Source organism: uncultured Sulfitobacter sp. (genome assembly GCF_947500075.1).
Classification (GTDB): Bacteria; Pseudomonadota; Alphaproteobacteria; order Rhodobacterales; family Rhodobacteraceae; genus Sulfitobacter.
Map to the genome: position 1 here is coordinate 207,101 of NZ_CANMQS010000007.1, position 18,596 is coordinate 225,696.

At 59.7% G+C, this 18,596-nt stretch carries 23 protein-coding genes and 1 pseudogene; 20 read left to right on the plus strand and 4 right to left on the minus strand.

Annotated features, from left to right (window positions below):
- Positions 1 to 37: 37 nt before the first annotated feature.
- Complete coding sequence (locus Q1A91_RS19970; protein ID WP_299881955.1) at positions 38 to 967, plus strand: aminotransferase class IV; 930 nt, start codon at positions 38 to 40, stop codon at positions 965 to 967.
- Here Q1A91_RS19970 and Q1A91_RS19975 read toward each other — a convergent pair whose 3' ends face one another.
- The gene (locus tag Q1A91_RS19975) at positions 968 to 2,719 is read right to left on the minus strand and encodes a helix-turn-helix transcriptional regulator (protein ID WP_299881867.1); all 1,752 of its coding nucleotides are present in this window, start codon (positions 2,717 to 2,719) and stop codon (positions 968 to 970) included. It lies immediately after the preceding gene.
- Positions 2,720 to 3,007: 288 nt separating this feature from the next.
- Here Q1A91_RS19975 and Q1A91_RS19980 point away from each other — a divergent pair, with 288 nt between their 5' ends.
- From Q1A91_RS19980 to Q1A91_RS19990, 3 genes are all read left to right on the plus strand, one after another.
- Positions 3,008 to 4,114 (plus strand): LacI family DNA-binding transcriptional regulator, encoded by a 1,107-nt coding sequence (locus Q1A91_RS19980; RefSeq protein WP_299881869.1) that lies wholly within the window; start codon positions 3,008 to 3,010, stop codon positions 4,112 to 4,114.
- Positions 4,074 to 5,369 (plus strand): xylose isomerase, encoded by a 1,296-nt coding sequence (xylA, locus tag Q1A91_RS19985; protein ID WP_299881871.1) that lies wholly within the window; start codon positions 4,074 to 4,076, stop codon positions 5,367 to 5,369. The genes Q1A91_RS19980 and xylA overlap by 41 nt, the downstream gene beginning before the upstream one ends.
- 378 nt (positions 5,370 to 5,747) lie before the next feature.
- On the plus strand, positions 5,748 to 6,290 hold the full coding sequence (locus Q1A91_RS19990; protein ID WP_299881873.1) for a VPLPA-CTERM sorting domain-containing protein: 543 nt from the start codon (positions 5,748 to 5,750) through the stop codon (positions 6,288 to 6,290).
- A 73-nt stretch (positions 6,291 to 6,363) separates the two neighbouring features.
- On the opposite strand, the gene Q1A91_RS19995 is transcribed toward Q1A91_RS19990, so the two are convergent.
- The 3 genes from Q1A91_RS19995 to Q1A91_RS20005 all read right to left on the minus strand — a co-directional run bounded on the left by Q1A91_RS19995 (position 6,364) and on the right by Q1A91_RS20005 (position 7,813).
- Positions 6,364 to 7,077 carry a hypothetical protein gene (locus Q1A91_RS19995; RefSeq protein WP_299881875.1) on the minus strand — a complete coding sequence of 238 codons (714 nt, stop codon included), beginning with the start codon at positions 7,075 to 7,077 and terminating at the stop codon, positions 6,364 to 6,366.
- Positions 7,074 to 7,589, minus strand: a complete 516-nt coding sequence (locus Q1A91_RS20000) for a hypothetical protein (protein ID WP_299881877.1) — start codon at positions 7,587 to 7,589, stop codon at positions 7,074 to 7,076. The genes Q1A91_RS19995 and Q1A91_RS20000 overlap by 4 nt, the downstream gene beginning before the upstream one ends.
- Before the next feature lie 71 nt (positions 7,590 to 7,660).
- Positions 7,661 to 7,813: a hypothetical protein gene (locus Q1A91_RS20005; RefSeq protein WP_299881879.1), complete on the minus strand. Its 153-nt coding sequence runs from the start codon at positions 7,811 to 7,813 to the stop codon at positions 7,661 to 7,663.
- A 165-nt stretch (positions 7,814 to 7,978) separates the two neighbouring features.
- Here Q1A91_RS20005 and Q1A91_RS20010 point away from each other — a divergent pair, with 165 nt between their 5' ends.
- From Q1A91_RS20010 to Q1A91_RS20085, 16 genes and pseudogenes are all read left to right on the plus strand, one after another.
- Positions 7,979 to 8,404: a hypothetical protein gene (locus Q1A91_RS20010; protein WP_299881881.1), complete on the plus strand. Its 426-nt coding sequence runs from the start codon at positions 7,979 to 7,981 to the stop codon at positions 8,402 to 8,404.
- A 27-nt stretch (positions 8,405 to 8,431) separates the two neighbouring features.
- Entirely contained in the window at positions 8,432 to 8,806 is a 375-nt protein-coding gene (gene pyp / locus Q1A91_RS20015; protein ID WP_299881882.1) for a photoactive yellow protein, read from the plus strand.
- Positions 8,807 to 8,820: 14 nt separating this feature from the next.
- Positions 8,821 to 9,396 carry a hypothetical protein gene (locus Q1A91_RS20020; RefSeq protein WP_299881883.1) on the plus strand — a complete coding sequence of 192 codons (576 nt, stop codon included), beginning with the start codon at positions 8,821 to 8,823 and terminating at the stop codon, positions 9,394 to 9,396.
- On the plus strand, positions 9,384 to 9,866 hold the full coding sequence (locus Q1A91_RS20025) for a hypothetical protein (RefSeq protein ID WP_299881885.1): 483 nt from the start codon (positions 9,384 to 9,386) through the stop codon (positions 9,864 to 9,866). Before Q1A91_RS20020 ends, Q1A91_RS20025 begins: the two co-directional genes overlap by 13 nt.
- Positions 9,844 to 11,157 (plus strand): 4-coumarate--CoA ligase, encoded by a 1,314-nt coding sequence (pcl, locus tag Q1A91_RS20030; RefSeq protein ID WP_299881887.1) that lies wholly within the window; start codon positions 9,844 to 9,846, stop codon positions 11,155 to 11,157. Before Q1A91_RS20025 ends, pcl begins: the two co-directional genes overlap by 23 nt.
- A gap of 98 nt (positions 11,158 to 11,255) precedes the next feature.
- Positions 11,256 to 12,170, plus strand: a complete 915-nt coding sequence (locus Q1A91_RS20035) for an AAA family ATPase (RefSeq protein ID WP_299881889.1) — start codon at positions 11,256 to 11,258, stop codon at positions 12,168 to 12,170.
- 57 nt (positions 12,171 to 12,227) lie between these two features.
- A complete protein-coding gene (locus Q1A91_RS20040) occupies positions 12,228 to 12,440 on the plus strand; it encodes a hypothetical protein (RefSeq protein ID WP_299881891.1) in 213 nt (70 codons plus the stop codon).
- The gene (gvpO, locus tag Q1A91_RS20045; protein ID WP_299881893.1) at positions 12,437 to 12,751 is read left to right on the plus strand and encodes a gas vesicle protein GvpO; all 315 of its coding nucleotides are present in this window, start codon (positions 12,437 to 12,439) and stop codon (positions 12,749 to 12,751) included. The genes Q1A91_RS20040 and gvpO overlap by 4 nt, the downstream gene beginning before the upstream one ends.
- Positions 12,751 to 12,912: pseudogene (gene gvpJ, locus Q1A91_RS23725) on the plus strand (gas vesicle protein GvpJ); the annotation flags it as partial. The gene gvpO and the pseudogene gvpJ, both read left to right, overlap by 1 nt.
- A gap of 155 nt (positions 12,913 to 13,067) precedes the next feature.
- Positions 13,068 to 13,625, plus strand: coding sequence for an Hsp20/alpha crystallin family protein (locus tag Q1A91_RS20055; RefSeq protein WP_299881897.1), 558 nt, complete (start codon positions 13,068 to 13,070; stop codon positions 13,623 to 13,625).
- Positions 13,622 to 14,392 carry a GvpL/GvpF family gas vesicle protein gene (locus tag Q1A91_RS20060; RefSeq protein WP_299881899.1) on the plus strand — a complete coding sequence of 257 codons (771 nt, stop codon included), beginning with the start codon at positions 13,622 to 13,624 and terminating at the stop codon, positions 14,390 to 14,392. Before Q1A91_RS20055 ends, Q1A91_RS20060 begins: the two co-directional genes overlap by 4 nt.
- Positions 14,392 to 14,622 carry a gas vesicle protein GvpG gene (locus Q1A91_RS20065; protein ID WP_299881901.1) on the plus strand — a complete coding sequence of 77 codons (231 nt, stop codon included), beginning with the start codon at positions 14,392 to 14,394 and terminating at the stop codon, positions 14,620 to 14,622. The genes Q1A91_RS20060 and Q1A91_RS20065 overlap by 1 nt, the downstream gene beginning before the upstream one ends.
- Positions 14,619 to 16,715: an AAA family ATPase gene (locus Q1A91_RS20070; protein WP_299881903.1), complete on the plus strand. Its 2,097-nt coding sequence runs from the start codon at positions 14,619 to 14,621 to the stop codon at positions 16,713 to 16,715. The genes Q1A91_RS20065 and Q1A91_RS20070 overlap by 4 nt, the downstream gene beginning before the upstream one ends.
- Entirely contained in the window at positions 16,712 to 17,656 is a 945-nt protein-coding gene (locus Q1A91_RS20075) for a GvpL/GvpF family gas vesicle protein (RefSeq protein ID WP_299881905.1), read from the plus strand. Before Q1A91_RS20070 ends, Q1A91_RS20075 begins: the two co-directional genes overlap by 4 nt.
- Positions 17,653 to 18,375 carry a GvpL/GvpF family gas vesicle protein gene (locus Q1A91_RS20080; protein WP_299881907.1) on the plus strand — a complete coding sequence of 241 codons (723 nt, stop codon included), beginning with the start codon at positions 17,653 to 17,655 and terminating at the stop codon, positions 18,373 to 18,375. Before Q1A91_RS20075 ends, Q1A91_RS20080 begins: the two co-directional genes overlap by 4 nt.
- Positions 18,365 to 18,571, plus strand: a complete 207-nt coding sequence (locus Q1A91_RS20085) for a gas vesicle protein (protein ID WP_299881909.1) — start codon at positions 18,365 to 18,367, stop codon at positions 18,569 to 18,571. Before Q1A91_RS20080 ends, Q1A91_RS20085 begins: the two co-directional genes overlap by 11 nt.
- Positions 18,572 to 18,596: the final 25 nt, after the last annotated feature.

Here is an 18,596-nt window from a genome sequence, read left to right on the forward strand (position 1 = left end):
AGATGGAGCCTGCCCCTCGATGCCGGAGAATGCCGTGATCCCTGATACTGCCCCCACCACCCATGATGCTGAAGAAGACCAGCGCAATCGTGACATCCAGATCTATGTGAACGGCAGGCTGTATCACCGGGATGAGGCGGTTGTTTCGGTCTACGATTCCGGGTTCTTGCTGGGGGACGGCATGTGGGAAGGCATGCGCCTTTATGATGGGGTCTGGGCGTTCTTTGATGAACATATGGACCGCTTTTTCGCCTCCTGCAAAGCGGTGTCGCTTGAGGTTGGCATGGACCGCGCCGGCATAAAGGCCGCGTTGGAGATGACGGCGGCGGCCAATGGCATGACCACCGATGTGCATTGTCGGCTGATGTTGACGCGCGGGGTCAAGGTGAAGCCGTTCCAGCATCCGTCGCTCAGCCGGACCGGGCCAACGTTGGTGATCATCATGGAGCATTCGCGCCCCGCAGCCCATCTGGGCGCACAGGGCATTCGGCTGGCGAGCGTGCCGCAGGTGCGGGGGCTGCCCCATGCGCAGGACGCAAAGTTGAACAGTCATTCCAAGCTGAATTGTGTGATTGCCTGCCTACAGGCCGAACAGGCGGGGGCGGATGAGGCGCTGATGCTGGATCCGCATGGGTTCGTGAACACCACCAACGCCTGCAACTTTTTCATTGTCCGCAAGGGCGAGGTTTGGACCTCAACCGGGGATTACTGCATGAACGGGGTGACGCGCGCCAAGGTCATTGAACTGTGCCGGGACAACGGCATCCCGGTGCGGGAGAAAAACTACTCTCTCTATGAGGCTTATGGCGCGGAGGAGGCCTTTTTGACCGGCACCTTCGGCGCGCAGACCATCGTGAGCGAAATTGACGGCAAGCCGATCGGCGACGGCACTGCACCGGTGACAACGCGCATTCGCACGCTCTACAAGGCGTTGATCAGCGATCACGTGGCAGCGGTAACGGCCTGATCAGAGGTAATCTTCGGCCAGATCCAGAACATCGCGCCAGTGTTTGAACAGCAGCAACTGGCCCGTCTCGGGGTAGAGACGGAAATCAATCCATTCGAAGGCCAGTTGATGTTCCGCGATGCTTTCGACCGGCATGGCGGGGTCTTCCAACCCTAGGAGGAAATGCACCGGCATCCGGCCTTTCAGCCATCTGACATGGTCCAGAAGCCAGGGTTGTTGTTCCAGCACGGTTTGCCGGACAAAAGTATCAACCGCCTTGCTTTTCTGGGCCAGCAGCACCTCTGAACAGGTCAGCATCGCCTCCAGCACTTCGGGCTCCTGAAGGGTCTTCATGTCAGCGGCAGAATCCGAATAGATCGTCTGGAAAAACCGATGCGGGCCAAGGCGGCGGGCCAGATGGTAGCCCATCTTGATGATGTACGGCAGCATGTTGGGTGTCAGCCGCGCGGTGGCCTGCACAAAGCGGAACCATTTATCCATCCGGTCCACCTGTTCTTCGCTCAGAAACGGCAGGCCGCCTGCCGTGGCGATGAGCGCGTTCATGGTACCGGGGCGCAGTTTTTCAGCCATGGTGGCGTACATGTGGTCATCCACCAGTGAAACGACGGTGACGCTTTGCTCTCCTTCCGCATCCAGCACACAGAGCAGATCACGCGCGACGCGCTCACATAAATCGTCTCTTTGCGAGACCAGATCAGAATTCCCGTATCCAGCGCGCATCGGAGAGATAATCTTGATCCCGCGCCGCCTGGCCTCCCGCTCCGCGCTGGCAGGCCAGCGGAAACATCCATACTCGGAGGTGACAAAGAGGATCGGTTTGCCTTTGGGGTCGCCCAGCACGAGGTATTCCAACCGGCGCCCGTCATCTGCGGTGATCGCATTGTAGGGCAAGGCTTCGAGCGTGCCATCACCGCCATCAAGTGCTGCTGGTTTGGCGTCTGTAGCCAGTGTTATGGCCGCCATATCCATCATCGACAGCACCAGGCGCACCAGTTCGACCTGGCTGGTCGTTTCCGTCTTGGAGAAAATCGCCTTGACCTGCGCCCGGACTGTATCCACGGACCGGCCCCGCGTCTGCGCGATCTCCTTGACGCTGCAACATTCGATCAGCAGGCGGACTACCTCTGCCTCGGCCGTGGACAGATCGAAGGCTTCTTTCAGCAGCGTCTTGAACCCGTCCGGCCAGCGCAGGTCGGAAGTGGCGGCAATGACAATGGGCTCACCGCTTTCAAGCTGCGCACGCCGCATCTGCACGATCATGTACCGGTTGCTGACGTTACTGCGCACGCGGAAAATCGACACAGGCGCCGCGCCGGAGCGGATCATGCGTGCCACCTGGCGGGAAAGCTCGGCCCGGTCTTCCTCAAAGATCGGCAGCGCCTTGATCGAGCAGCCGCTGTCAATCCCGAGGTTCTGGCGCGCTGCGGTGTTTGCCGCCATGACCTTTTGCTGACCCGTCAGGATAAAGGCCGATACGTTTTCAAACTGCGCAAGGAGTTCCTGCGTCGGGTTCTGCGGCTTGATGCTGTCGAGCTTGTCCAGCACGTCAATCGCACGTTCGAAATGACTGAAGATATCCGGATTGATCAGCTGCATGTTCGCAGCGGAGCGGGTCCGGTCGGAGATGAAGTGTTTCTCCCAGGTATCGCGCAATTCAATGTAGCGCTCGGGATTGAGAGCCACATCATAAACGCGACCAATCAGATCATCATACGGCTGTGGGTCCCGTTCTGGGACGGAGTCGGAAGACATAGACACTCGATTTTCAAAAAATGGATTGCTGGACGAATACAACTAAAAAGTCTTTACCCAGGGGAAACTAGTTGAAATTGCATGTTTCTCCAATCGAAATGGTGGTGAAAAACTTGGAAAACGAACGGCTCTGGGCAAATGTTAGGGAAATTGCAAATTTCCGGTGCCGGGCGGGCAACGCAGTTTTTCTTATAATGACAGACGCCTATCATTTTTTGATAGACGTATATCAGAACTGCTCCTATTGTCAGCCCTACGCCTTCCCTTCCGCAGGAACACAGATCTTTCATGACCCGCACCCCCACATTGAATGACGTGGCGACCCGTGCCGGGGTCAGCTATGCAACGGCGGATCGGGTGGTGAACGCACGCGGCGGCGTGGCGGAGAAATCGCGCACCAAGGTGGAAGAGGCCGTCGCGCAGCTTGGCTATGTGCGCAACGTGGCGGCGGCAAACCTGTCCCAGAAACGGGTCTACCGTTTTGGGTTTGTCCTGCCTGTCGGGGAAAATGCGTTTTTTAACCATATGCGGCACATTATCAGACAACGCGCGGCCACCTTCCCTGCCCGGCAGGTGGAGTTGCAGATTTTCGACGTAGAAGCGTTTGATATCACCGCATTGGTTGGTCAGCTTCGGGCACTGCGATCCGAAGGATATGATGGGCTGGCGGTTGTCGGGATCGATGATCCGGCTGTTTCGAAAGAGATCTCTGACCTACAGTCAGACGGGGTTGCCGTGGTGACGCTTGTATCCGGTGTCAGCCATGCCGCAGCGGTCGGGTATGTTGGTGTCGACAACGTTGCCGCCGGGCGCACCGCAGGACGGCTGATCGGGATGGCGCATGCCGCAGGATATGGGGTGGTTCAGATCATTCTTGGCGCGCTCACTCTGCGCGACCACGCGGAGCGTCTGGCTGGCGCGCAAGCGGTGCTGGCGCAGGATTTCCCGCATGTGCACGTGCTGCCCCCCATCGAAGGGCTGGATCAGGACCCGCTGGTTGAGAACCTCTTGCACCGGCATCTGACTGAAAACCCTGAAATTTCAGCGATATACGGCCTTGGCGCAGGCAATGGCGGTATCTTTCGCACGATGGCCGCGCGCCGCCCGGTGGCGCCGCACCCGTTTTGCGTTGTGCACGAACTGACGCCGGATGCGCGGCATGCGGTTGAAACGGGGCTGGTGGATGCGGTGATTGACCAACAGCCTGAACAAGAGGTGGACCGCGCGCTCGACATGATGCGGCAGGCGGCGGATCGGCTGCCCCTGCGCGATAACCCACCGATCACGCCAGCCATTTACCTGCGGGACAACCTGCCCGCGGCCCCCTCCCTTCCCCCTGATGAAAGGCCCCACCATGACCGACTTCTTCGGCACCCTCTCCCCCCTGCGTTTTGATCCGGACAGCAAGGGGCTCGCCTTTCGGCATTACAATCCTGACGAGATGCTGATGGGCAAACGGATGGAGGACCATCTGCGCTTTGCCGTTGCCTATTGGCACAGTTTTGCCTGGCCGGGCGGTGACCCCTTTGGCGGTCAGACGTTTGAGCGGCCATGGTTTGGCGAAACCATGGAGGATGCGCGGCTGAAGGCGGATGTGGCGTTTGAGATGTTTCAAATCCTTGGCGCGCCGTACTTTTGTTTTCATGACGCGGATATTCGGCCCGAGGGGGCGACCTTCGCCGAAAGCGCGCGGCGCTTTTCCGAGATCACCGATCTTTTTGCACAGAAGATGGAACAGACGGGCACCCGGCTTTTGTGGGGCACGGCCAATCTGTTTTCGCACCGTCGTTTCATGTCCGGCGCGGCCTCCAATCCCGACCCGGATGTTTATGCGTGGTCTGCTGCCACGGTGAAAAACTGTATGGACGCCACCCATGCGCTGGGGGGTGAGAATTATGTCCTTTGGGGCGGGCGTGAGGGGTATGAAACCCTGCTCAACACCGATCTGGCCGCCGAGACGGAGCATATGGGCAGGTTCCTGAGCATGGTGGTGGAGTACAAGCACAAGATCGGCTTCAAAGGCGCCATTCTGGTGGAACCAAAGCCACAGGAGCCAACCAAACATCAGTACGATTATGACGTCTCGACCGTATACGGTTTTCTCAAGCGGTTTGGGCTTGAGAACGAAGTGCAGATGAACATCGAACAGGGCCATGCCATTCTGGCGGGTCACAGTTTCGAGCATGAGATCGCGATGGCGCAGGCGCTTGGGATCTTTGGCTCCATCGACATGAACCGCAACGATTATCAATCCGGGTGGGACACCGATCAGTTCCCCAACAATGTGCCCGAGGTCGCGCTGGCGTATTACGAAATCCTGAAGGGGGGCGGGTTTATCACCGGCGGCACGAATTTCGACGCCAAGCTGCGGCGGCAGTCGCTGGGTCCGGAGGACCTGATCGCGGCCCACGCCGGTGCGATGGATGTTTGCGCACGCGGGCTGAAGGCAGCAGCGGCAATGCTGGAAGATGGCACGCTGGAGCGGATGCGCAAAGCGCGCTACGCGGGCTGGGACACCCCGGAAGGACAGGCGCTGCTGGAGATGGATCTGGAAGCTGTGGCGGAAAAAGTTGCTGGTGGGGGCATCGATCCGCACCCCCGGTCAGGGCAGCAGGAGATCCTGGAGAACATCATCAACCGGTTTGTATGAGGGTGGTAGACGATTCTGAGCGAATCTGCCCCTAACTGACCGGTAGGGGTAGATTCTCTCTGAGTCTTATGGATAGGAATCGAGTCTAAAGTGGTAAAATACCTTTGCTCAATTTCTGAGAACTGATGCGAAAGCGGCACAAATCCTCTCGGGAGAGGTAGAATATGACCATTTTGCCCCAATTTCGCCGCATTCCAAGCTATTGAAATTCTTTAAAAAATTCAGCCCCATCGCTAAGCCCCTGACTCCAATCAGATTTTCGTTACTGCAAAAACGCGCTTGTGACTCGACTGTTACCGCTCAGCGGCATAGCTCTTGCCTTAATCCACTGCGATCGGAAACGAACGCAGGCATCTACATCGGGGAAGGGAAGACACCGTGAAGAATTACCTGATTGCAGGCGCTGCTGCCGCAATGATGGCGCTGCCCATGACAGCGGAAGCACTGACCATTACAACGCGCGGTGGCGCAGTCACCAACGGAATCGTGGGGATTTCACCGGACAGCGTGTTCTCCATGAACATCGAGGGGGACACCGTGGATGGCGGCGGGTCGACCTGGTTTGGCTTTACAGCCACACAGGCGCTTGCGGCGCTGGAAACGAACTCTCTCAACCCCATCAACAGCTTTGTCGGCGCGCGGGTGGAATGGAACTCTGCCTTTGACGGTTCAGGCATGTCTTTCGGTACGATCACCGGCGCGGCGCTTGCGGCGGGTGACATCCTGCGCACGACTTTTGATGCAGGCGAGACGAAGTACCTGATCGCACGCTGGGACAACGTCGCACGTGACCAGTCTGATTTCGATCTTCGCGTCGAAGCAACAGTGGTTCCGGTGCCCGCAGCGCTGGGTCTCTTGCTGACCGGTTTGGGTGGGATGGCGCTTGTGTCGCGCCGTCGGCGCAAGGCGCCTCAAGCCTAGACCTTTCCCGCTAAGGCTAAATTGGAAGATCTACATCCCGCCCCTGTGCGGGATGTTTTGTTTTTGGCCATCATCAATGCGCAGGGGGCGGTTCGCTTGATGCAAAGTCGATCCATTTGTTGACGTCGAGGATTTGCCCCACGACACCCAGTTTCGGGGTCAACACCTCCGGATCGCTTGCGGCAAGATCAGCGAGGCTTCGGACACCGCATTGATGCAGCATCCAGACCAGCCCTGGCCCCGCACCGGGTAACGTGTTGAGATCGCTGCTTTCAAAATCCACTTCTGCTTCGACAGAGGCAGGCTCCGCCAGTTCTGCTTCGGGGAGGGGCGAAGGGTCTTCGACAGCAGCGATTCCTTGATCTTCGGCGTCATCGTCAGATGCCTCTGTCAGTTCGACGTTTTGGTCGGGCGATGGTGCAGATGCTTCAGCTGGCGGGTCTGGTTGCATGTCTGACATGTCGGGGGCCTCATCAAACATGTCAGCGAGGGCTGCATGTTCAACGGCATCAGAATCCGGTCCCGCGTCGGGTTCTTCCATGGGCGGGTTGCTGTCGTCGTCAAACGACGGCGTGTCTTCCTCAACCTGCGGTGAATGCGCCGCCTCCTCAGCGACAGGCATCACATCTTCGATCTCTTCATGAAACTGGGGTGCATCGTCCATGGTATCCCCGATGCCGCCGGCATCTTTGCGCGCCAGTCTGGCACGGCGGATTTCCTTCAGATGCGCGCGGGCAGACCGACGAACATGGGCGGCACGGGTGCGGTAGTCTTTTGACAAGGTCACTGAAACGGCTCCTTCTGATGTAGGGCATCTGGATGGGCGGCAAGCATGGCGTCCCAATGGTCAAGAACCTCCCCAACAAGCAGGGCGAACTGCTGCTGAAAGCGCAGCCTTACGTGCAGGGATGATAACAGGTTCAGGAGAGGTTCCTCTCCTGACGGCGCGGCGAGGTCCGCTTGACACAGGTCTTCGAGAAAATCCGCCGCGTCACCCAGCGTCTTCAGCTGTGCTGCATCTGCACGCACCTGCCCCTCATGAAGCCGGGGATGGCCGAGGACAAAACCCTTTTGCCGCCGTTCCCAGACAGCGATTTCAATGGGCTGTTCCGCATCCAGGTACCGCCAATGGAGACAAAGCCTCCGGCCAGTAAACCGCAGAGGCGGATTGCCAAGGCGTTTGACCACCTGCTTTTCCCATCCGCCGGGTGTTGTGATAGCGCCCTGCACATTGGGATCATCCGCCCCCACCGGGCCGGACGGCACAGGGCCATGTGTGCGCATCGAAAGGTTCATCATACCGCAACGCTCTCTCTTGGGTGCGACTGCGATAACAGGCCTTGGTTATCCGACGGTTAACTCAAAAGCGGTCAATGTCGGAGAGGTTGGATCAGGAAGGTGCCTGACGGAAAGAACTCTTTCAGGAACGCCAGCATCTCTGACGCCTCTGCGATTGAGCTGAAGCTGTAATATAGGACGTCTTCGCCACCGTCCTGCACAAACATCTCTACCATTCCGGACATTCTTAATGTCTCCCATACCCCTAAAAAGCGCCCCGAATTGAAACTAACATATGGCTTTGGCGGCGCAATCGTTTGCTCATTCTTCATTAATTCCCGGCATCACCGTCCCATCCGCAGATTGTCGCGGCATGCACTTCATTGCCGCGCCGGAAGGAGCAAGGACGAATGAACCAAATTGGACAACTTAGCGAAGCTGACGGCCAGTATGAGTATCGCGACCCGACACGTGCGCTCATCATTCGGGGGGAACATCCTGAATGGGTCTTGCAGGCAGCTGCCGAGGTGATCGGCAATACAGCGCGACTTGAAGCTGAAAGCGTGGTGGAAGAACTCACCGCGATGCTGGAATTCGAAGCGGCAGAACCGATCGAGGTCGATTCTGCCAAATACGCCCTCAAAGAACGGTTTGAGCTGGTCCCGCAGTGCGTCGTGTCACTGGGCAAGATGGACTACAAATGGGCCGCAGCCGAAGGACGGGCCCAAAAGCCCGAGGAATTCGGCTCTCAGCCCCTCAAACGTTTGCATGACATGTCGATGACGCGATCGAATTCATTCCTTGCGAATGAGCCCGGCGTGAACATGGACGACTAAACGACCTGAAAAAGTAAGGACTTCAAAATGGAAATCATTCCCTTTGGCAGCCAGGATCTGGACAACATCCTCAGCCGTGAGCCACAGCGTGCCGAATACCTGCCTTTTGGCGCCGTTATGCTGGACCGCAATGGCAAGATCACCAAGTACAACAAGGCCGAAGGCCTGATCGCAAGCCGTGCCCCGGAAGACATGATTGGCAAGGACTTTTTCAATGACGTCGCCCCCTGTGCGAAGGGCAAGCGGTTTCATGGTGAGTTTCTCAAGTTCCATCGCACGGGGCAGATCAACGTCATGTTTGACTATACATTTGCCTATAAGGGCGCAGATGTCGGGGTGAAGATCCACCTCAAGTCGCAGCCCGACGGGCAGAACTGCTGGATGTTTGTGAAACGCACCTGAGCAGGGCCACGGACATGCACCAAGCGGATGCGATTGCGGTTGAGGTCACGATCTCACCTGAGTTACGGCATTTGCTGGCGGCACGGCGTACCCCTGCGGCAGCCAAGCCCCCAGCAGATCCCGGACCCGAGCCCGACCGGGTGCAATCGGATGAGGACATGTCTGTGGCTCCAGGCCGTCCGTCAGGTCGCATTCTCTTGCGGCAGGACGGCACGAAACCTGTGCGCTTTCTTGGATCGGAGATCTTCCGCGTTGAAGGGCACTGGCCTGAAGGCACTGACGCGTTTGCGCATGAATTCGCGCTTTTTGTCGATGCCGCCGGGGGCCTTCACGCCGCCGTCAGCCTGAACCCGGATGAGCGGCAAGGCATCCGCCCCAGTTACCGGTATCTGACGTTGGAGAGCGGTCTTCAGCTGAGGTTCTGGCTGGGTCAGTGGGTTCAAGAGATTGTCGGGCCTGCCCTGGCCCAACAAACGCCATATCGCAGGTTGGCACCTGACAAGGTGCTTGCCGCATTTCACTCCCTGACGGGTCAGTGCTTGCAGAGCGTCGATCCGTTGTTTGAAAGGAAAGAACAATGTCTTCAATGATGGAACCCGCGCCGACAGATCATGGCGCCCAACAAAATGGTGTGGCCCAGTTCCCCGCTCAATCCCGTCGTATCAAGCGCGTGGGCGGCCGTCCGATCAGTTTTGACGGGAGCGAGCTGGCCATGGCGATGAGCTTTTCGCCCAGTCTGCCCTATTGGTACGAGATCAATCTGTACCGCACCAATGATCAGAGGTTCGTGACCACGGTCCGCCTGTTCTTCGTCTCTGACAAGGAAGAAGACCGGGTGCAGGGATGGATTTTTGACGATCTGGATGAAGCAATCGAGAAGCTGATTCAATATGATGCTGCCGCTGATGTGTATCTGGGCATGGGTCTGGATGAGGCAAAGGCGGCCCCTGCGGAACTGGCTGCCTATGCCCTGGATCTGCGCGCAAAGGTCGCTGATTACCGCCGCCATTATCAAAGCCTGATCGGAGAGTTCCTGTATGAACTTGAAGGCGCGCAGTGAGCGCCCAGCGCACTGGCTGGATGAAGCAACGATACGCCGCGTCCTGCTTGCGCTGATCACGCAAGCGCAGTCGGATTTGCACAGGCGGGGCCTGATCCGGGAGGATCAGGCTCTGGCCGCCCTGAGTCTTGGGCGGTCTGCGTCACAGGTGGATGCCATCGCCATTGACGAGGCGTCGCTGGGCTTTGACAGTTTGTCCCGGTTGGAGTTGATCAGCCGGGTTAACCAGTTTTTCCAGCTCAGCCAGACGGGCGCGGAAGACTATTTGCTGGTGACCCCCACGCTGGGGCGGTGGGTTGAGGTGGTCACGCATCATCTGGTTTTGGTTGACACCCGGCTTTCGTTTGGATTTGCGACATCCGGAACCGCAGGGCCTGTGCGCACACATGTGCATGGGATCGACACGCTGGAAGCCGAATTGAAGGCGCTGTGTGAGGGCCCATTGGCAATGGCCCGGCCCTGCGCGCGCGTCGTTTCTCTCGTCCCGCCCCATCATATCTACGGGTTCCTTTTTTCCTGCCTCTTGCCCGCGTATCTGGGGGCACCTGTTGTTGATCTGCACCGCCTTGCGCCTTCTGCGCTCGCGCGGAATGGACGGGCGGGCGACCTGGTGATCGGCACACCCTTTTCGTGGCAGATGGTGGCCCATGCCGGAGCGGCGTTGCCGGAAGGTTTGCAGGGCATCACCTCTGCCGGTCCAAGCACTGCCGAGACGTGGCAGCGCTGTGGGGACGGGCGACCAGATGGGATGATCGAGATTTACGGCGCAACAGAAACGGGCGGACTTGGCAGCCGTAAGGCGTTTGATGCGCCGTTTGATCTCTTGCCGCATCTTGTGCCGTTGCCAACCGGCATTGCCCGCGCGTCAGATCCGGATGTTGCCTTGCCCGTGCAGGACCGCATCGACTGGCAGGGGAGCCGCCAGTTCAAGCTGAACGGCCGGTTGGATCATATTGTGCAGGTCGCGGGGGTGAATGTCGAACCCTCCCTGGTGGCAGAGCGGATTCGGGAGGTTGAGGGCGTGTCAGACGTCGCTGTCCGTCTGGACGGTGAGCGGTTGAAAGCGTTCGTGGTGCCCGCATCTGGGATCAAACACCCGCAGGATCTTGAAAAGCGGATACATGGGCATCTGTGCAGGCACCTGCCAGCGCCCGCGCGGCCTGCCTCCGTTCGCTTTGGCGCGGCGCTGCCCCGCAATGAGATGGGGAAATTGTGTGACTGGGGTGTGCCAGCGCCGGTGGGTTGGAGCGGGTCCTTGGAAATCAAAACTTCAATCCCATTGATTAACTGAAAATAAAGCCAAAGCACGCATGGTGACGGCAGATGCAGAAACGCATCTGCTAACATCCGGGGCCCCGCGTGACCAAATTTGAGAGTTCATCACATCTTATGGGGCCCAGCACAGAAGTTGCCGCGCAAGGGGCGCAACGGTCGGCCTGGTCCGGGGGGCAACGGCCCTCCCCATTCTTTGAAACAGAAGAGATTTCCAGCCTCGTCAAACGAGGTCTGTTTTATGCACGTGCAGGGGTTCCGCTGAATTTTCAAGGCGCTGCGGGGTTGGGCAAGACCTCCATTGCGCTTGAAATTGCCCGCAGACTGGGGCGCAAGGTGTCCCTTATGGCCGGGAACGACTGGCTGGGCAGCGATGACCTGATTGGCAAGGAAGTCGGCCAAAGTGCCCATTCAGTGGTTGATAAATATGTTCAGCGGGTCCGCCGCAGCGAAGCAAGCCTGCGCTACGATTGGGAAGCCTCATTGCTGGGGGAAGCGATGCGCGAGGGGCATACGTTGGTCTATGATGAATTCACCCGGTCCAGCGCCAAGGCCAACGGCATTTTGTTGAGCGTTCTGGAGGAAGGCATTCTGATCACAACCGACCGTCTTGCAGATGCACCCTGTATTGAAGCGCACCCTGACTTTCGGATCATCCTGACCTCCAACCCGCATGATTATGCCGGAGTCAACAGCTCTCCTGATGCGCTGCTGGACCGGATGCTGACCTTTCGGCTGAAGCGGTACAATGCCGCAACCGAAGCCGGGATCGTGTCCTCCCGAACCGGGCTGGATGCGGAGATGAGCACCAAGATCGTCCGGCTGGTGCGTGGATTGCAAAAGCAAGTCTGGCCGGACGCGGAATGTTCCATGCGGGCGGGGTTGATGATTGCGCGCATCGCCGCTGTGCGACAGCGCAGTGTACCGCTGTCGGATGCCCTCATCGCGCAGATCGTGGCAGATGTGCTCAACGGACGGGGAGCTGCATTGACAACACGCGAGATTGCCCAGGCCCTCGCAGATGCCGCTTAGACCAGGAGAGGTAGCACCATGAACAGACCCAAGACCCAGATGCCCAGACGGCCCAGAATGGCATCCGCCAAAGTGGCACGTTCCGCAAAGGAAGCCGCGATCAGCCTGGTGCGTCTGGAGTTTGACGCAGCACGGCTGCAACAGGGCCTGGACCAGGCGGCCCACCGCGCGAAGACCTATCAGCATGAGTTGGCGCGCAATTCCGAAGAACGCCGTCATTTGATGGCGGTGCTGTCACAAGCAGCCAATGCACCGGGTGCCGCGAGATGAAACATGAGGCGAAAGTCCAGTTCGATGCCTCCCCCGCCAAAGGCGACGGGTTGAGCATGATGGATGCCATCGGGCGCGCGCGGACCGCCATCGGAACGATGACGGGTCTTGATATCGATGCGGTGGTGCACTGCGCGAAATCATCCGCCGAAGGTGCAAGCTGGGCGGTCACACTGGACGTTGTCGAAAGCCGCGCGCGCATGGGGGATAACGATCTGCTGTCCGCCTATGAGGTGCAACTGGATGCGGCCGGAGAGCTGCTGCATTTCGAGCGGCTGCGCAGGTACCACCGCGAAGATCGGATGGGCTGATGGGATATGACATTCAGGGGCCCGCGCAGGGCGACGGATTGGCGGATGTGCTGGAACGGATCCTCGACAAGGGGGTGGTGATTGCCGGTGATGTGTCGGTTTCCCTCGTCGGAATTGAACTGCTGACGATCCGGCTGCGCCTGCTGATCGCGACGGTCGATAAGGCCAAGGAAATGGGCATCAACTGGTGGGAATCAGACCCTGGCCTCAGCGCAGACGCAGAGGCACTGCGCGTTGAAAACACAGCATTGCAGGACCGGATTGAGGCGCTGGAAAGCCGCATCACCGCATTGGATCACGAAAGGCAGGCCACAGGATGAGTGACAAACGCCGCAGCACATTTGGCAAGAAAGGCGCAGAAATCGACGCGGGTCTGGATGGCCTCTTCTCTGCTCTGGGACAGGCGATCGGAGAGATTGCAGGCAAGCTGGAAGATGGCAAAAGCGGCTCTATCGCACGGGATCATGTTTTTGAGACCGCGAAGGGCCCGATGCGCGCCCATGCCGGAATCCGTCTGCGCATGGGCGGAATGGACGTGGAGACCCGCAGCGACCCGTCCCCACAGCCGGTTAACCGTGCCTCACAAGCCCGACAATCGCAGAACACGGAGCCTCCTGCCCCGCCTGCGCCTACGCCGCTGTCCTACGATCTGTTTGAGCAGGACGATGCCTGGATCCTGACGGCCGACATGCCCGGCGTGGCCAGCAAGGAGCTGACGATGGACCGGTCCGGGTCAAAACTGGTGCTCACCACAAGTGGCAAGCGCCAGTACAGTGCAGAGATTGCCTTGTCAGCGGACTTCGAGGTTGATCAGATCACCACGACACTGCGCAACGGCATTCTGGCGCTCACAATTCCCAAGGTGGCGCCATGATTTACCTGTACGGATTGGCCGAAGCCGGACCATCGGATGTTCTGCCTGCCCTCGAAGGCGCAATGGGGCTGCAATCCGCGCTGGAGGTGGAACGGATCGGGAGTTGGTCCCTGATCCACTCGGCGCAGGATGACGCGGAAATCACGCCGAAACGCCGGTTGATGTTGACCCACACCAAGGTGCTTGAGCGTCTGTTGCCAGCCGCCCCTGTGTTGCCTGCCCGGTTTGGCCTTGTTGCCGCTTCCGTGACAGAGGCGGCAAGGCTGATCGACGCCCAACATGATCAGATCAGCGCCGCATTTGAACGTATCCGCGGCTGTGTTGAACTGGGGATCAGGGTTTCCTTTGACCGCCAGCACGCGCTCCTTGCCACGTTGGAAGCGGAACCGGCGCTGCGCCGGGAACGGGACGCCCTGTCCAGACGGGGGGCCGAGGCGCAATATGCGATGGCCGAATTTGGCGGGCGCCTTGCGGATCTTCTGGACCGCCGGCGCGGTGTCGCACAATCCGCTCTGCTGGATGCGTTGCGTCCCGTTGCCCGTGACCATGTGCTGCGCGCGCCGGACAATGACACACAAGTCTTACGGGCCGAATTCCTGATTGAAGCGGGCGCGCAAGACGCTTTCATCCAAGCCCTTGAAGAGGCAGCCTTCAGCCTGCCATTCGCAGCAGATGCGCGCCCTGAGATCCAGATCATCGGTCCGGCGCCCTTTTATCACTTCGTGCACCTGCATCTCACCGACCAACAAAGCGAGGTTGCCGCCTGATGGGTTTGCTGCGCCGCCTTCTTCTGTCGCCCGTCACCGCGCCGGCCGCCACTGGGATGTGGGTTGCGCGGAAAATCCATGAAACCGCGGAACAGGAACTCAATGACCCGGCAGCCATCCGACAAGCACTTGTCGAGCTTGAGGCGCAGCTGCTGGCCGGAGAGATTGATGATGACACCTATGACGCGGCAGAAGACACCCTGCTGAGCCGGCTGGGAATGCTGTCATGAGCGCAGCAGGTCTGACGCTTGAGGTGACGCAAACCGCACATCAGGGCCGCGCCCTTGTGCGGATGCCGATGGACAGGATGTCGGAGCTGGGATTGCGCCCCGGCGATTGCGTGGCCCTGCATGTCGGGCGCACCACACATGCGCGCGTTACACCTTCCGCATCGGGCAACAGCGGGATCGAGGCCTCTGTTGAAATCACACAGAACATGCGCGGCGATTTTGGCAGTCCCGCACAGGCGCGCCCGGCGGATCTGCGGGATCTGCGCTCTGCCCTGATCAGGGTAAATGGCAATGTGGATGTCCGCCCCCATGATCTGGCCGAAGCCCTTTTTGATCTCCCGTTGACAGAAGGGGACACCCTTTCGATCAGTCTTCCGCTGGGCCGGGAGGCTGAGGTGGAGGTTATCACGCTTGACCCAACTCCTGCGGGCCTCTTCGGCTCGGAGACGCTGCTTACACTCGCCGCGGCACCGCCGCCTTCGGCGGATTACAGTGACATCGGCGGGATGGAACGTGAGATTTCCCGCGTGCATGAGATGGTCGCGGTCCCTCTTTTGCGGCCTGACCTTTTTGAGCGGCTGGGTGTGCCCGCACCGCGCGGCGTGCTGTTCACCGGACCGCCCGGATCCGGGAAGACGCTGCTTGCCCGGTCCATTGCCGCGCGCACTTCTGCTGCGTTTTTTCAGATCAATGGGCCCGAGATCGTCTCAAAACACTATGGCGAAAGCGAAGCGGCCCTGCGGGCGGTTTTTGAAGCGGCGGCCAAGGATTCTCCCGCGATCATTTTCATTGATGAGATAGACGCCATTGCCCCCCGGCGCGATGTGCTGTCGGGGGAAAAACAGGTCGAACGCCGGGTTGTGGCACAATTGCTGACGCTGATGGATGGGCTGTCCGAACGCGGCCGCATCATCGTGATGGCCGCCACGAATCTGCCCGACAGCCTTGACCCCGCCTTGCGCAGGCCAGGCCGTTTCGACAGGGAGATTGGATTTGGCCCCCCTGATGTGGCGCAACGCGAAGCGATCCTTGCGGTTCATTTGCGTAACGCCCCCCTGGCGCCGGACGTCACCCTTGCAGAGATTGCCGCCGAAACGCAGGGGTATGTCGGGGCGGATCTGGCTGCGGTCGCGCGCGAAGGGTCCCTTGCCGCGCTGGACCGCGCTGTAACGCAAGCCGGCGGAGAGGGCCGTGTTGATCCTGCGGATTTGTTCATCACCCATGCCGACCTTGTTCGAGGGGTTGATGCGACCAATCCAAGCGTCTTGCGGGATACCACGCTCGAAAGCCCGCGCCTCACCTTTGATGATATCGGCGGCATGGAGGACGTAAAAGCCGCGCTGACCGAAGCGGTTTTGTGGCCACTACAGCACCGCAGCGCCTGTGCGGCATTGGGCCTTTCACCAGCAGCAGGGGTTTTGCTGACCGGCCCTCCCGGCAGCGGCAAGACGATGCTGGCGCGCGCGCTTGCGGCGAAGAGCGGGATGAATTTCATCCCCGTGCGACCCGCGCGCATCCTGTCGCAGTTTCTGGGAGATGCGGAACGCGCCATTGCGGAGGTTTTCAGCAAGGCGCGTCAGGCCGCGCCTTGTCTGGTGTTCTTTGACGAATTGGACACGCTTGCGCCGCGGCGGGGGCGCGGCGATGCCGCGCAGGATCGGCTTGTTGCCCAGATGCTGACAGAGCTGGATGGCATGGCACCCAACGCGGATGTTGTTGTGCTGGCTGCGACAAATCGGGCGGCTGCCATTGATCCGGCGCTGACCCGATCAGGCCGTTTCGATTTGATCATCCGGATCCCACTGCCCGATCCTGACACCCGGAAGGCCATTCTGGATGTCCATTGTCGACACCTTCCGCTTGATCCGGAACTGGATCTGGACAGGTGGGGCCATCGGGCGGAAGGGGCTTCTGGCGCGGATCTGGCTGCTTTGGTGGCGGCCGCAGCACGACAGGCATTGCGCCGCAGTCTGGCAGAAAGCGCGGACGCGCCGGTCATTCGACCGGTGGATTTCGAACAGGCGTTCGAGGATATGGTCCGCGCGCGGGATGCACGTCACGAGGATTTCATCGACGAGGGGACGCAGGCATGAGCAAGCAGGCTTTGATCGCAATTCTGGACGGGTGTCCGGACGGCGCGGAAGCACCGGACGGGATACGGCTGCTGCACCTGGGGCGTTTTATAGCTGCGCTGGCGACGGACATCTCTGGCGTGTTTTCCCTCTTGCCCAACAGGCGACAGGCATTGCAACAGGCCGTCCAGCGGCAGGCGCAGCTGGAGCAATGCATGCGCCTTGGCACCGTCCTGCCGGTCCGGCCGAATGCACATCTTGACGATGCAGCAGTGCAGGCCTTCGTCACGGCCAATGCTGAGATCCTTGCGGGGGTGAGCCATAGGGTGCGCCAGGCGCAGCAGTTTCAGGTCACGGTCAAATGGACGGCCTCTGATGTTCTCAGCCACTTCAGAGACGCGCCCGAAATTGCACCACTTTTCGCTGGGGAAAGGACGACAGCGCCTGCCCTGCAAGCGGCTATCACTCGGCTTGCCACACGTCTTCATGCCCTCATGCAACAGGAGATATCCGGTGTTGCGCAGGACATGATCCTGCTGCCGCACACCGATGATGTGATCTTTAACACTGTGCTCTTGGTGGCGGAGAGCGATGCCTTCAACCTTGATCTGGCGGTTGAGCGCATTGATGCCATCTGGCCAGAGGGTTTTGCCATCCGTCAGATTGGCCCCGCACCTGCCAGTTCCTTTGCGCTAATCGACCCGATGTGGGTTTCAGCAGATCAGGTGGCAGAAGCGTATGCCACCCTTGGCCTGCCCAACGGCAGTGATGCAGATGCCATTACCAATGCGCGGCGGGCGGCGTTGATGCAGCCGGGGTGCGATGCAGATCACATTCGGAGGGCTGCGCAGACCGTCCATGCGGCTGCACAGCTGGACCAAATCCATGACGGCATTCATATGTGCCTGATCCGCGCTGACGGCCAGAGTGAGATCAAAGTGCATCACCGGGACGTCGCATGAACGCCCCGGTTTTACAGCTGCATGGCATCCTGCCTGCCGCGTCGCCGCGTCTGCGGTCCAGGCACCCGCATCGTATGCTGCAATTGGGCGCTCTGACCGCCTTGGTCAGCCGCTGCCCTTTTGATGGCAACCTTGACGCGATTGACCCTGCAGGGCTGTCGGACCGGGTGCTGGCGCATCATGAACTTTTGCTGGCGTACAGCGCCGACCATGTGCTGTTGCCGACGCGCTTTGGAGCGTTCTTTTCGTCGATTGATGCCGTCCGGCAGGCGCTTGGTGCGGATGAAGAAACCCATCTGGCCGGGCTGGCCCATTTGACCCATCGGCGTGAATACAATGTGCGCCTCAGCATATCTGCGCAGCCCCTGGGCGGGGCGGATGCACCTGCACAGCAGGCCACAGGTGCGCAGTTTCTGAGCCAGCGCCGCCAAGCACGCGACAAGCGTCAAACGGCGCGGCAAGACCGCACTGATTTTGCACGATGGCTGGCGCAGGCGCTCCAGGGCATTGCGGAGGTGACATCCTTTGGGTCACGCGAAGCGCTTCTCGATCTTACAATGCTGCTGACACAGGAAGAGCGTCTGGAGCTTCAGGCGCTGCTCAAAGAACAAGGGCCAAGGGCCGAACAGTTTGGGTTGCTGTTGGAGGCAAGCGGGCCTTGGCCAGCCTATAGTTTCAACGCCTCCCCCGGCAGAGAGGTGGCGTTCAATGGCTGTTGAAATGCAGATGGCCAGCCCTTCGGAGGCGCTTGCAACGACCGATGGGCGACTGGTCGATCTTGTTGACGGGTTGCTTGATCACGGCGTCGTGCTGCGCGGCGGTCTTTGGCTGACCGTGGCGGACGTGGAACTGGTTTTTCTGGGCCTTGATCTGGTGCTGAGCAGTCCTCAGAAAATGCGGGAGCTCAAGACATGAAACGGTTTGCCATCGGATGGTGTCT

What these genes read in the sequence shown, in the direction of transcription:
- Q1A91_RS19975 (WP_299881867.1), bottom strand. Translation starts at nt 2,719, where the DNA reads ATGTCTTCCGACTCCGTCCCAGAACGGGACCCACAGCCGTATGATGAT.
- Q1A91_RS19980 (WP_299881869.1), top strand. Translation starts at nt 3,008, where the DNA reads ATGACCCGCACCCCCACATTGAATGACGTGGCGACCCGTGCCGGGGTC.
- xylA (WP_299881871.1), top strand. Translation starts at nt 4,074, where the DNA reads ATGACCGACTTCTTCGGCACCCTCTCCCCCCTGCGTTTTGATCCGGAC.
- Q1A91_RS20000 (WP_299881877.1), bottom strand. Translation starts at nt 7,589, where the DNA reads ATGATGAACCTTTCGATGCGCACACATGGCCCTGTGCCGTCCGGCCCG.
- Q1A91_RS20005 (WP_299881879.1), bottom strand. Translation starts at nt 7,813, where the DNA reads ATGTCCGGAATGGTAGAGATGTTTGTGCAGGACGGTGGCGAAGACGTC.
- Q1A91_RS20010 (WP_299881881.1), top strand. Translation starts at nt 7,979, where the DNA reads ATGAACCAAATTGGACAACTTAGCGAAGCTGACGGCCAGTATGAGTAT.
- pyp (WP_299881882.1), top strand. Translation starts at nt 8,432, where the DNA reads ATGGAAATCATTCCCTTTGGCAGCCAGGATCTGGACAACATCCTCAGC.
- Q1A91_RS20020 (WP_299881883.1), top strand. Translation starts at nt 8,821, where the DNA reads ATGCACCAAGCGGATGCGATTGCGGTTGAGGTCACGATCTCACCTGAG.
- Q1A91_RS20025 (WP_299881885.1), top strand. Translation starts at nt 9,384, where the DNA reads ATGTCTTCAATGATGGAACCCGCGCCGACAGATCATGGCGCCCAACAA.
- pcl (WP_299881887.1), top strand. Translation starts at nt 9,844, where the DNA reads ATGAACTTGAAGGCGCGCAGTGAGCGCCCAGCGCACTGGCTGGATGAA.
- Q1A91_RS20035 (WP_299881889.1), top strand. Translation starts at nt 11,256, where the DNA reads ATGGGGCCCAGCACAGAAGTTGCCGCGCAAGGGGCGCAACGGTCGGCC.
- Q1A91_RS20040 (WP_299881891.1), top strand. Translation starts at nt 12,228, where the DNA reads ATGGCATCCGCCAAAGTGGCACGTTCCGCAAAGGAAGCCGCGATCAGC.
- gvpO (WP_299881893.1), top strand. Translation starts at nt 12,437, where the DNA reads ATGAAACATGAGGCGAAAGTCCAGTTCGATGCCTCCCCCGCCAAAGGC.
- Q1A91_RS20055 (WP_299881897.1), top strand. Translation starts at nt 13,068, where the DNA reads ATGAGTGACAAACGCCGCAGCACATTTGGCAAGAAAGGCGCAGAAATC.
- Q1A91_RS20060 (WP_299881899.1), top strand. Translation starts at nt 13,622, where the DNA reads ATGATTTACCTGTACGGATTGGCCGAAGCCGGACCATCGGATGTTCTG.
- Q1A91_RS20065 (WP_299881901.1), top strand. Translation starts at nt 14,392, where the DNA reads ATGGGTTTGCTGCGCCGCCTTCTTCTGTCGCCCGTCACCGCGCCGGCC.
- Q1A91_RS20070 (WP_299881903.1), top strand. Translation starts at nt 14,619, where the DNA reads ATGAGCGCAGCAGGTCTGACGCTTGAGGTGACGCAAACCGCACATCAG.
- Q1A91_RS20075 (WP_299881905.1), top strand. Translation starts at nt 16,712, where the DNA reads ATGAGCAAGCAGGCTTTGATCGCAATTCTGGACGGGTGTCCGGACGGC.
- Q1A91_RS20080 (WP_299881907.1), top strand. Translation starts at nt 17,653, where the DNA reads ATGAACGCCCCGGTTTTACAGCTGCATGGCATCCTGCCTGCCGCGTCG.
- Q1A91_RS20085 (WP_299881909.1), top strand. Translation starts at nt 18,365, where the DNA reads ATGGCTGTTGAAATGCAGATGGCCAGCCCTTCGGAGGCGCTTGCAACG.